This is a genomic window from Peribacillus sp. Aquil_B1 (genome assembly GCF_022603275.1).
GTDB lineage: Bacteria > Bacillota > Bacilli > Bacillales > DSM-1321 > Peribacillus.
The window spans coordinates 437,524-449,755 of record NZ_JAKXEE010000002.1 but is presented as its reverse complement, the minus strand read 5'-3'; the positions used below and the strand labels follow the sequence as shown (position 1 = coordinate 449,755).

Here is a 12,232-nt window from a genome sequence, read left to right as displayed (position 1 = left end):
ATATATGAATACCATTCAGTTAAGTATTGAAGAGTTACTTTTTTCATTTTATAGTGAAGGTTTATTTGAACAAGGAATGTCGATTAAGGGAGCCTATTTTCAAACGCTTCAAGATGCTGAGTTGAAATTAATGCTAGAAATTGCCTCTCGCTCTTTGTTAGCAAAAGATATGTTAAAAGAAGTAGATAATCAATATAAGTTAAAAGATGAATTTGCTGCCTATATTCATACATTGAATAATGCAGAAAGTACCGTAAACGCTTCTAAACATCAGCCAGACTTAAATGGAGAAGATAGTATTTCCTTTCATTTTAAAAATGGAGAGGTTTATTTACATAAAGTATTGTACGATCATCAAGTTCACTCTATTTCTAAGCTGCCGAAAGAAGAAATCCTTTCAGTTATAAGCGGTTTTTTCCATTTTCATACGTTAGAAAAGCAAGGTGAAGTCATTCTTCAGTTAAAAAGTGAAGAATTTGAAGAACTTTTAGAAGATGTAAGTCAATCTCATTCTTTACCGGAGTCAATTGTTGAGAAATGGGTAAGTAAAAAGGGAGAGTCTACTAGTATCTTAGAGTTTTTAAATGATATTTCGAATAGAAACGGTAAAATGGATAGTTTAGTAAGCTTAACGTATGACTCAGAGAATAACCCTGACCTAAAAGATCTTTATTTTATGATTCCAGGAAAGAATGAATGTTGGCTAGCTACAAGGGACAACAACCTTGACCTGAGTATTCAGAGAGCTAATGAGGCATCTATTAATCAACTATTATTATCCAACAAGATTCTTCCAGCTTAAGGAGGTGCATTATTTGGTAAACGTTAAGAAAGAAAATAATGCCATTCAGATAAAAGGGTCAAAGTTCATGTACGGGTGGATGTTTCTTGCGACTGCAGGTTTTTTAATTGCTTGTTTTTTCTTAATCATATACGGTTTGAAATTTGATTCCAAGTATTCTTTATTTTACCTTGGTGGCGGTCTCATCTTTACTCCTTTTTACCTTTACCTAACGCTTTGGTCACTTCCAGGTTTTATTCCAGGAAAGGTCCTGTTAACGATTGTCCAAGGTGAAAATGGTACGATTAAGTCGAAGAAAGGGACAGTTTATATTAAGAATATCCGGAACATCGATTTAGTAAGAAATCCACTGAATTTAATCAATGATATAGTCATTGACACCCTTGATAACAAAACCATAAAAATTCGTACGTATAATTTACTTGATGACCTGGATTATCAGGTAGTCGTTGATCAATATCTTTATCCCTATATTCCAGAAAATGCAAAAAAAGTATGGGATCGTAAGGTGAATTTAGATAAATTGCAAAGAGTAGCCAAATACGAGCGGCAAGAGCAGAAAATGGATTAACGATCATTCAAATTAAAAGATCTCAGTCCCAAGCTGGTGATTCGCGTCCAATTGTCTTTTTCATTATCGATGATACATAGTGTAAAAAGGATTGTTCATATGCTAGTACTTTTATGTCAAAGAGTTTAAACAAAAATTGAGCGGTAAAAACAACTTCTACATCCATTTGTTTGCGGTCTCTACAAGTCATGTTCCAAAAAAGTTATTCGAGTGAAATTAGAATATTTAAAGGCATTGGAAGGTACCGAAATCATTTACTTCAGATAACGGTACTGTGAACAATAAATATTATTACATAAACGAAAATGGGGATAGAACTTCCATTAATGAACAATGTACACACGTTGTAGGGAATGGCAGAATTATTTTAGTAATCCTGAACAATGATAAATGGGGCAAACAAAAGGGACCTTCATAAATTGAGGTCCCTTTTTCATAATGTATTACGGTAATAAAGTTTTATATTGCTCCATTAAATCACCTGCATACAAGCTTGTTATCATTAAGAAGATGGCTAGCCCAATGTATAATGTGAACCAGATGATTTTTGTTTTGAGACTCGATGAATAATAGGATTTCTCTTTATCCCTAATTTCAGTTTGTTCTTGCACTTCCTTAAAGAATGTTGTCTTGATTCGTTCATACGCACCTATATTGTCAAAATCGGTCGGTACGTACTGGTATTCATTCGAATTAGCAGCATCCATTAAGGAACTATAAATATTTAATTTTACCTCGGTCAGCTGTTTTTCTTTTAGCTTATTATCATCAAATAGCGGGATATGCCAACTCTTCATGTTGTTAAACTTTTCATGTAGTTGGCTAAATTCCATATTCCAAATATTAACCAGGCGAATTTTCTCTTCATCTGTTGCACCAGCAAAATGTTCTAGTTGCCTTAAACCGAATTGATTCAATTCAATGATGTTGTCTCTTTGATTTCTGGTTGTCTCGCTACGGAATTCTTTCCACCACTTAGAAATACCCAATAATAAGAAAAGAATTAAAAATGGATTTGGATGAAGAAACAAATATACAACCATCCCGATAATCCCTAATACCCAAAGCTTTGTGGAGATGACTCCCACTATACGTCCTCCATCAAGAGGATGCACAGGCATTAGATTAAATAGGTTAATCATGGCTCCAAGTGTAATAACTAAAAGCCAAAATGGATTTTCCGTCATCATAAATAGGGGGATGGCTGGTAGAAATGCTAATGTACCTAATAAAGGACCTCCGAAGGCAAGATAAGCTTCTTGGTTAGCATTCTTGGGTTCTTCTTTAAGGGCAATTAACGCTCCGACAAAGGGGATGAAAATGGCATTGGATGTTTTGATGCCTTTTCTCTTAGCAGCTAGTAAATGTCCCATTTCATGGATGTAAATTAGATAGACTAGGGCTACGGCAAATTTCCAACCGTAAACCAAGGCATACGCTCCTAAAGAAACGAAAATAGAAATCAGAGAACCTACTTTTGCTATTTTCAATAGCGCAAACAACCATTTCATTTTTCCTAGGAAAAATAATCCGATTGCCCCCAAACTTAACCATCCTTTATTCAATTTAGATTCTTTCAAAATGTACCTCCTAGAGTAAATGGGAAAACAGATGACCCCAGTGACACTATGTCTATCTGAGCTCCTTCTTGATTTATCAACGTATTAATATCCTTATTATATCGTATTTTTTCTTTCTTTTTAGGAAAAATTTTCTAGTATATAACTTTCAAGTATTACATTTTTTTGCTAACATTTTGCTTACATGAATTCTGAACAGCATTATGAAAAATCTTACTAGGTCAATCCAACCTTAGGTATTTGAGGCGCAAACAATAGTTGTGAGTCCGATTATTTCTCAAGAGATAAGTGAGTTAGTTCCTGATGGAACCTATATGGAAATTAGGGTTCAGGTCACTACCCACATTTAACTTATACGGAGGATTTTGATAAAAGTGCATTACCATTTATTGTGAAAAACAAGAGAATATTGTTTTAGTATAACTATTTACCTAACCTATTTTAGTAAAATAGGTTGGATTGCTTATTAAATCAACTACCAATGGTTTCATGATAGGATAAATTATAGGAGAATGTTGATTGTGAATTTAATTTTCAGGGAGGAAGAGTAGTAGAAAATGAGTAAGGAAAAACATGATGAACGTCCTAATCTAGATAAAAAGATCTCAGTAGAGGATTTCCTGGAATTTTATTGGTTAAAGGAAGAATTACAAAACTTCTGTAGAGAAGAAGCAATGAGTGCTTCTGGTTCAAAAATAGAGATTACAGAACGGATTGCATATTATCTAAAAACAGGTCATCGTCTAAGGGTTAGCAGACCATCATCCAATCCTAAAAGATCACCCTATTATCCAACTAAAAGTGCCAGTACAATGTCTTTAAATACTGTTATTGAACCAGGGTTTAAGTGTACTCAGGAACATAGGGAATTCTTTAAAAGTGTAATTGGCACTAAATTTCACTTCTCCGTTGAATTACAAAACTTTATTAAAGCAAACGCAGGTAAAACATACAATGATGTAGTGGACCATTATTATAAAATACAAGAAGATAAGAAGAATGGAAGACGTACTACTATTTCAAGACAGTTTGAATACAACACATTTATTCGTGATTATTATGATGATCCAGCTAATAATGGTAAATCACTTAAAGAGGCGATAAGCGCTTGGAAAGAAGTGCGCAGTCAACGTGGGGATAATGTTTATAGACCCAAAAAATAGAGTGGGTGAAAGTAATGAGCACTCGTAAAATCATACATATAGATATGGATGCATTTTATTCGTCAATAGAAGGATAATCCCATAAAGAAGATTTCAAGAAAAGTGTTATGAAATGTAAAAGAGGCAGTCGATGATATCAAATAGTACAACCTGTTCTGACAAGGGATGTACCTTACTCTATTATTGGTCACAGTATGGGAAGCCTGCTACCATTCGAACTCTGCCATTTATTATTCCTGTGTGATTCTACATTGCACGGAACTGAATATGTGATGCCGGCTCGTTCGTTGCATGACGTTGGCCACTTTGGTACACTATGCAGAAGTGCTTTTTTAGTTTGATTGCTGGGATTTACTATCGAATTGCATGGATGAGCTGCAGGAACTTTACATAAATCATGTACCATGAGGATGTGGGGGTGTTTCCTAAACGAACCCTTAAAATGGAAATCCTTTTACTGTAGACTTGTGGGGCGGTTACAAAACTCATTAACAACTTAACAATTTAAGTGTTTTTCTGAGAAAGGACCATCTATTCCCTCATACAGCAGGAGTTGTATGGGGGCTTGTATTTTATCAAGAATTTTCTGTTTAGATGACTTTTACCGGAATAAAATAAGGAGGAAGCAATGAACAATTATAAATTGACCATTCAATATGATGGCGGGCGCTATAAAGGCTGGCAGCGACTAGGTAATAGTGATGATACGATTCAAGGGAAAATAGAAAATGTATTAACGGAAATGGCAGGGGAAAAAATTGAAATCATCGGTTGCAGCAGAACGGATGCCGGTGTACATGCTTTTGCTCAAGTCGCCAATTTTAAGCTTGGTGAAAATCTGACTGAAGCTGAAATCATGAATTATTTGAATAGATATTTACCCCGAGATATCAGCGTTGTCGAGGTTAGGCTAGTTCCTGAACGATTTCATGCCCGTTATAATGCTAAGGATAAAACCTATTTGTATAAGATCTGGAACGAGCCATATACAAATCCTTTCATGCGAAAGTACAGTATGCATGTAGAGAAAAAGCTGGATATCACAAGAATGAAAAAAGCATGTCAATTTTTTATAGGTGAACATGATTTCACTGCTTTTTCAAATGCAAAGTCTAAGAAAAAATCCATGGTGCGTGAGATATATTCCATTGATATAGAAGAAAATGCCGGCTTCATCCAAATTACGGTGCGAGGCGATGGATTTCTTTATAATATGGTTAGGAAGATTGTCGGGACGTTGATAGAAGTAGGGTTAAATGAAATAGATGCTGAAAATATACCAAGTATTTTAGAGTCAAAAGAAAGAATCCAGACGGGCCGTATGGCGGAGGCAGCTGGGTTGTACTTGGTAAAGGTTGATTTTTAGGTCAAATATTGATGTTCGGTTAATGCATGTAAAGTGTACAGGCAGTAGAAAAAGGGAAGTATGGTAAAGGGCAATAGAACGAAAGAAGGAGAGGATTTCATGAGATTAACAGGAAAGAAAATAATCAGTCTTGTGCACCATGATTTTGAAGATTTAGAGCTCTGGTATCCGATTTTACGTTTAAAAGAAGAAGGAGCGATTGTTCACCTCGCAGGAGAAAATGCGAATGAAACATACATTGGAAAATATGGTGTACCAGCCATATCTGATTATGAGTATGGCAGTATTAAAGCTGAAGAATATGATGCCATTCTTGTACCGGGCGGTTGGGCACCTGACAAAATTCGCCGGTTTCCTGAAGTGATATCCCTTATCCAAAGCATGGAAGAAAGGAAAAAACCGATCGGGCAAATTTGTCACGCTGGTTGGGTATTGATCTCCGCTAAAATTTTACAGGGGAAGAATGTTACGAGTACACCGGGCATTAAAGATGATATGGAAAATGCGGGGGCAACTTGGATAGATAAGCCCGTCGTAGTAGATGGAAACCTTGTATCAAGCAGGCGTCCGCCTGATCTACCGGATTATTTAAGGGAATTGATAAACGTGATTGAAAAGAGTTAAATATAATAGGCTGAAAAAGTGGTTTTTCCTTCTGGAAAAACCACTTTTTATTTAAAGGGAATGGCCAGTCAGATCATGATATGGGTCGGATTATTGTTAAGATATTTGATGCTTACTGAAAACCAAAAGATTATTCCCTTGATTGATCCTTAATCAAATCAATATACAAATTTCCTTTTGTTCCTACAACAGCATACGAGATATCAAGTACAGCAAGGTTTCTTTTTTTGAGTTCAGCGATTAACGATTCGTAATCGTAGGGGTGTTTGGATAAGTTTTCATATAGAATCTTTCCATCATGGACCAGTTCTATCGGTATAGTTGCTGCTGGGGAAAGTATAGGTATATCCTGCTTGGCGGCATTTTGGTATTGTTCTTTTTTTAATACAGAGAGGGAGCCATTTGTCTCTAAAATGGCGCATTCCACTTCTTCAATGTTGAAAATATCTTTTCCTCGCAAAGCCTGTTTAAGTGAATCCAATGAATACCCCATTCGTTCCATTGACTCTTCGAGAATTTGACCTTTTTGAATTAAGGTAGCAGGTTCTCCAGCGATCCATTTCCCGAAGCGCGGATTTCGAACCGATAGAAGATTCAGCATATAAACGACGGTACCCATAATAATAATTGCAATGATAAAATACAGGAATTTAATTTTTATATTGAATGCTAGATTCCCTGCAATTGTCCCCATCGTAATAGAAGCGATATAAAGGTGATAGGTCCTCTGGGCAATCGTCTGTTTACCGAGGAGATGGACAAATACCCATAATAAAATAAAAGAGGTCAAGGTTCGAAAGATGATTTCAACAGATTCTGACATGACTATTTCTCCCTTGTAAAACTCCCGACAGTTCGTTTGTGATAGTATGTTCTTACACCTTGCCGTTTATGTAACTAAAAAAGGAAAAAGACAAGGAAACGTCCTTGAATTGGGAGCCCATCTTACATAAATTGATAGCTTTATTTTTTAAACCAAGCATTCAAGATTCGTGAAATCTAAGGAAGCAAGTAGTTCGTTACTTGTTTCTTCTTTTATTTAGTCTAAAAAAATCGATGGATATGTTTACTTGTATCGTTAAAGAAATTTCTTCGAATAATAGTATCAAAATACTTTTGCACGGGGGTATGTTTTGAGAAATATTCAGGAAATATTCATTGACGATTTAAAAAGCATTTATAAAAATTTCTTTGTTTGTATCGTAGTTGTTTTTCTCATGTTCATCCCTTCCATTTATGCATGGTTTAATATTGTTGCATCTTGGGACCCGTATGCAAATACGGAAGGAATCCTTGTCGGTGTTGCCAATAATGATAAAGGTGCGGAGTTAAATGGCGAAGCCGTGAACATAGGCAAGGAAGTAATGGAAGGGTTAAAAGAAAATAAGGATCTGGGCTGGAGATTCACATCGGAAAAAGAAGCGATAGAAAAGGTGGAAAAGGGTGATTATTATGCATCCATCATCATTCCGGAGAACTTTTCCGAACATATTGCGACGATCATGACCGATGAACCTAAGAAAGCGGAAATTGATTACTATGTTAATGAAAAGATCAATTCCATTGCTCCTAAAATAACGGCAGCGGGTGCCAATAGCATTGTGGACAATGTGAGCAAAACCTTTATTAAATCAGCCAGTGGCAGTATCCTTGCAATCTTTAATGAACTCGGAATCACCTTGCAAAACGAGTTGCCGACGATTCAAAAAATGAAGAACATGGTGTATTTATTAGAGGGTGAACTGCCTGAGCTTGAGCAAAATATCAAAACCGTTCAAACGCATGTCAAACAGGCTGAAGATATCATTAAGAAGGTTAATGGTGGCCTGGATTCAATAGAAGGAATAACATCGCAGAAGGACAAATTGGTATCGGACGTTTCTAGTTATGTAGATTCAACAAGGCAGGCATTCACAGAAATCAATCCCCTTTTGAAAAATGATATTGTGAACATCAGGAGCGATAATGAATCCGTTATAGTGCTGGCGAACCGGTTAACGGGTCAGGGTTTGCCTGGCAATGAGTATGATCAGCTGGTGGAACAAGGGATAACGAGGATAAACAAAGAGCTGTACCTTTTGGACAGTATGTATAATTTATTGGTGAGGGTCAATCAATTTAATGAGCAAAACTTGCTTCAGCCAGAAATACAGCTGGTTGATGAACTAAGGGATAATGCTTCGAACCAACTTCAAGCGCTGAATAACCGAGCCTTCGGCAACCTTATCGAACTTGCTGGGACCAATGATCAAGTCTTGGCAAGATTCCAGGAGAACTATTCAAAGGAAACGGGGCCAAAATTCACTGAAATCTGGAATGAAACGGATGCAATATTGAATAATGTCCAGCTTACGATGGAGGAGGGCGCCAAGGTTCTTCCTGAGGTGAGAACGCTGTTGAATGAGACCAATCGAACATTGGAAACACGTACAGGGGATATCGATAAGTTACAGAATAAGTTTCCGGAAATCGAAACGAAAATAAAGGCTCTAGCTTCTAAAATGCGGGAAATTGATAAGTCTTATAATATGGAAGAAGTGATCGATTTCCTAAGGAATGATATTGAAGAAGAAAGTGAATTTTTTTCAGAACCAGTGCTGCTCAATAAACACAGTCTCTTTCCGATTCCGAACTATGGATCCGCCATGTCTCCTTTTTTTACGGCACTATCCCTTTGGGTCGGCGGCACAATTTTGATTTCCATGCTTAGCGTGGGTGTTTCTCAAAAAGTCTACAGCCCGTATCAAATTTATATCGGGCGGTATCTTATATTTTTCATCATTGGGGTCATGCAGGCTCTTAGTGTTTCCATTGGGAATATCGTCCTTATCGGTGTTTATGTAGCGGATAAATTTGAGTACATCCTGTTTTCCGTTCTGATAAGTACAGTATTTACACTCATTGTCTACACCTTCGTTTCCGTTCTTGGAAATGTTGGAAAAGGGATTAGCGTCGTCTTGATGGTCCTTCAAATATCAAGTTCAGGAGGCACCTTCCCGATTCAGGTCACACCGCCCTTTTTTCAGCATATTAACCCGTTCTTGCCGTTCACCTATGCTGTGGGTTTACTTCGTGAATCTGTTGGAGGAATAACTTGGAGCGTAGCGGGCAAGGACATTTTTATCTTGATACTCTTTTTAATAATCACACTCATCTTGGGTATCATTTTGAAAAAGCCTCTGCATGCAAGGACACAAAAGATGAAGGATAAATTGTATGGAAGCAGGATTTTTTAAGGTCAACGAAAGAATAGAGGTGACTTAGGTTAACTAAACTTTAAAAAATGGATAATAAATCTTAGCCTGAACCCTTACAAAGGGCTCAGGCTTTTTTGTTTGTGATTTGTTCATATGTATTTTTGTGTAAGTCTGGAATATTTATCAATACATTGACAGTTAAATAGAAAGTTACCGATAAATTAGAATTTTTGCATTTTTATAGTTGACAAAAACCATTGGATTAATCATTATTAAGAAATAATGTTTAGTAAATTGATGCGATATAAAAGTGGGGTGACTTTATGTATTTAACAATAGATGGAATTGAAAAAAGTTTTAAGAATGAAAAGAAAGAAAGCATAAAGGTGCTCGATAAGATTAATATAGAGGTCGAGAAAGGAAGTTTCGTTTCGATTGTCGGTCCTTCTGGATGTGGTAAATCTACGCTCCTTTATCTGATTGCCGGCCTTGATAAGGCAGATACAGGTGAAATACGTGTAGCTGGGAAAAAAGTGGTGAAGCCAGGTCCGGAACGGGTTGTAGTGTTTCAAGAGGCGGGATTATTCCCTTGGTTGACGGTACTTGAAAATGTTACATACGGATTGAAGTTAAAGAAAATTCCCAATGAAGAGGCTAAAGCCAAGGCATTGGACATTTTAAAGATGGTTCACCTCAGCAAATATGTTGACTCCTATCCACATCAACTCTCAGGGGGCATGAAACAGAGGGTAGCCATCGCAAGAGCGTTGGTGATGGAACCGGATATCCTATTGATGGATGAGCCATTCTCCGCGCTTGATGAGCAAACGAGGATGGTCTTGCATAAAGAGCTGCTTGAAATCTGGAGAAAAACTAAAGTGACGATCTTTTTCGTTACCCATAATATTCGTGAGGCTGTTCAGCTCTCCGAAAAAATTATCGTCTTTGCTACCCGTCCCGGGAAGATCAAAGAGACGATTTCCGTCCCTTCCATGAAAGATGGAGTTATGCCGGATAGTGTAACTTTGCATACAGAACAAAGGGTTCTATCGATTTTGCAGGAGGAAATTGAAAAAGTGCTGAAGGAGGAAATGGGGAATGATTACAGCTTTAAGACGAATCATATTCATCGCGATGATAGCGGGGATATGGGAAGTCACATCTAGACTTTCCAGTCTTCCGGATTTCATGTTCCCAAGCCTGACTCAGGTTTTGGAAACTCTGTTTAATGGACTGATGAGCGGACAAATAACCGAAGCCATCGGAAAAAGCCTTGGCCGTATCCTGATCGGCTTTATGATTGCCATTATAGTAGGTCTGATATTAGGATATTTCATTTGGCGCTTTAAATTGGTCGAAGACACTTTAGGGTTCGTCGTGACGGCATTACAGTCCATCCCGAGTATCGTGTGGTTCCCTTTAGCGATCATTTGGTTCGGATTGAATGATTTTTCGATCCTCTTCATCGTCACCATCGGCGCAACTTGGACGATGACGGTTAATGCAACGAGTGGCTTCCGAAATGTGCCACAGTTATATCAGCGGGTTGCAAAAACATATGGATCGACCGGGTTTCATTTTCTTCGCACCGTGATTTTACCAGCATCCGTCCCGCAAATAATATCCGGTCTCCGAATCGCATGGGCCTTTTCCTGGCGTGCATTGATGGCCGGTGAATTACTCGGCGGGGGAGGCGGTCTTGGACAATTGCTGGAAATGGGCAGATCACTGGGACAAATGGATTTGGTCATCTCCGTGATGATCATCATCGCTATCATCGGAACAATCGTGGATAATGTCGTCTTCTCCCGTCTTGAACGTAATGTTCAACTGAAATGGGGAGTGAAGTAACGGTAGTTTAATAAAATAATAGTAAAAAAGGAGAGAGAAATATGCTAAAAAAATCATTTTTTGCCCTTATACTGTCTGTATTGTTAATCGGAATAGTAAGCGGATGCACTCAATCCAGCAGTAATGATGAAGAAGGAGAAGGGTCCGGGGGGAAATCCGTGAAAATTGGGTATTTTCCTAACTTAACCCACAGTGCAACGATCATTGCGCTTGAAAAAGGCTTTTTCGAAGTAGAGTTTGGTAAAGATGTTAAGATTGAAACCAAAACAGTGGCCAATGGCGGATTATTCATGGAAGCCATGGCTACAAACGCCATTGATGTCGGAACGGTCGGTCCTGGTCCATTGCTTAACTTTTACGTAAAAAACCCTGAATACCACTTGATCTCCGGGGCTGTTAATGGAGGTGCCGTACTTGTTGCCAGCGAGGGCAGCAAGGTTACGGATTTAAAAGATTTGGGCGGTAAAAAGGTAGCGATTCCCGTCATTGGAAGCACACAGGATGTCATGCTTAGGAAGGCCCTTCAAGATGTTGACTTAAAACCGACTACAAATGGGGGTACAGTTGAACTGTATGCGGCAGCACCTGCAGACACAACCGCCCTTTTTGTCCAAAAATCAGTTGATGCAGCAGCAACCCAGGAACCATGGGGATATGTTTTGGAAAACCAGGCAAAAGGAAAGTTACTGCTTGACTGGGATCAATTTGCATGGGGGAAAGATTCACCTAACACGGTAGTGGCTGCAAGCCAGAAGTTCTTGGATAAAAAGGGGCTCGCTGCTTCCTATCTGAAAGCGCATGAAAAAGCGGTGAAGTTTATACAAGACAACCCTGAAGAAAGCCAAGAACTGGTCATTAAGCATTTGAAGGAACTGACTGGAAAAGAATTAAGTAAAGAAGAAGTGGCTTCAGCATTTTCACGCCTTGAAGTGACAACCGAAGTTAATGAGCAAGTCATTCAGGAAATGGCCGACATAAGCAAAGAAGCTGGTTATATCCCTAGCAATGATATAAAAGGCATGATCGATTTATCAATTCTTCAAGAAGTGTCCAAATAACTTGAAACAAGCAAGCGCCT

11 protein-coding genes and 1 pseudogene are annotated in these 12,232 nt (G+C 38.0%); 10 read left to right on the top strand and 2 right to left on the bottom strand.

Annotated elements, in window-relative coordinates; translation table 11 throughout:
• The first annotated feature begins 4 nt into the window (after positions 1-4).
• From MPH60_RS15880 to MPH60_RS27980, 3 genes and pseudogenes are all read left to right on the top strand, one after another.
• Positions 5-802, top strand: a complete 798-nt coding sequence (locus MPH60_RS15880; protein WP_241590565.1) for a hypothetical protein — start codon at positions 5-7, stop codon at positions 800-802.
• 13 nt (positions 803-815) lie between these two features.
• Complete coding sequence (locus MPH60_RS15875; RefSeq protein WP_241590564.1) at positions 816-1,373, top strand: DUF5381 family protein; 558 nt, start codon at positions 816-818, stop codon at positions 1,371-1,373.
• A gap of 268 nt (positions 1,374-1,641) precedes the next feature.
• A pseudogene (locus MPH60_RS27980) lies at positions 1,642-1,791 on the top strand (DUF6843 domain-containing protein); the annotation flags it as partial.
• 25 nt (positions 1,792-1,816) lie between these two features.
• Here MPH60_RS27980 and MPH60_RS15870 read toward each other — a convergent pair.
• Complete coding sequence (locus MPH60_RS15870; protein ID WP_241590563.1) at positions 1,817-2,953, bottom strand: site-2 protease family protein; 1,137 nt, start codon at positions 2,951-2,953, stop codon at positions 1,817-1,819.
• A 557-nt stretch (positions 2,954-3,510) separates the two neighbouring features.
• Between MPH60_RS15870 and MPH60_RS15865 the strand changes: the two genes are divergently transcribed.
• The 3 genes from MPH60_RS15865 (at position 3,511) to MPH60_RS15855 (ending at position 6,106) form a co-directional block, all read left to right on the top strand.
• The gene (locus tag MPH60_RS15865; RefSeq protein ID WP_241590562.1) at positions 3,511-4,116 is read left to right on the top strand and encodes a DUF6434 domain-containing protein; all 606 of its coding nucleotides are present in this window, start codon (positions 3,511-3,513) and stop codon (positions 4,114-4,116) included.
• 628 nt (positions 4,117-4,744) lie between these two features.
• Complete coding sequence (truA, locus tag MPH60_RS15860) at positions 4,745-5,482, top strand: tRNA pseudouridine(38-40) synthase TruA (protein WP_241590561.1); 738 nt, start codon at positions 4,745-4,747, stop codon at positions 5,480-5,482.
• 99 nt (positions 5,483-5,581) lie between these two features.
• Complete coding sequence (locus MPH60_RS15855; RefSeq protein WP_241590560.1) at positions 5,582-6,106, top strand: type 1 glutamine amidotransferase domain-containing protein; 525 nt, start codon at positions 5,582-5,584, stop codon at positions 6,104-6,106.
• Between the two features lie 130 nt (positions 6,107-6,236).
• Here MPH60_RS15855 and MPH60_RS15850 read toward each other — a convergent pair whose 3' ends face one another.
• Entirely contained in the window at positions 6,237-6,929 is a 693-nt protein-coding gene (locus MPH60_RS15850) for a DUF421 domain-containing protein (protein WP_241590559.1), read from the bottom strand.
• 310 nt (positions 6,930-7,239) lie between these two features.
• Here MPH60_RS15850 and MPH60_RS15845 point away from each other — a divergent pair, with 310 nt between their 5' ends.
• From MPH60_RS15845 to MPH60_RS15830, 4 genes are all read left to right on the top strand, one after another.
• Positions 7,240-9,342: a YhgE/Pip domain-containing protein gene (locus MPH60_RS15845; RefSeq protein WP_241590558.1), complete on the top strand. Its 2,103-nt coding sequence runs from the start codon at positions 7,240-7,242 to the stop codon at positions 9,340-9,342.
• Between the two features lie 284 nt (positions 9,343-9,626).
• Positions 9,627-10,469, top strand: coding sequence for an ABC transporter ATP-binding protein (locus MPH60_RS15840; protein WP_241590557.1), 843 nt, complete (start codon positions 9,627-9,629; stop codon positions 10,467-10,469).
• On the top strand, positions 10,402-11,154 hold the full coding sequence (locus MPH60_RS15835; RefSeq protein ID WP_101224076.1) for an ABC transporter permease: 753 nt from the start codon (positions 10,402-10,404) through the stop codon (positions 11,152-11,154). The genes MPH60_RS15840 and MPH60_RS15835 overlap by 68 nt, the downstream gene beginning before the upstream one ends.
• 41 nt (positions 11,155-11,195) lie before the next feature.
• The gene (locus tag MPH60_RS15830) at positions 11,196-12,212 is read left to right on the top strand and encodes an aliphatic sulfonate ABC transporter substrate-binding protein (RefSeq protein ID WP_241590556.1); all 1,017 of its coding nucleotides are present in this window, start codon (positions 11,196-11,198) and stop codon (positions 12,210-12,212) included.
• The last annotated feature ends 20 nt before the right edge of the window (positions 12,213-12,232 follow it).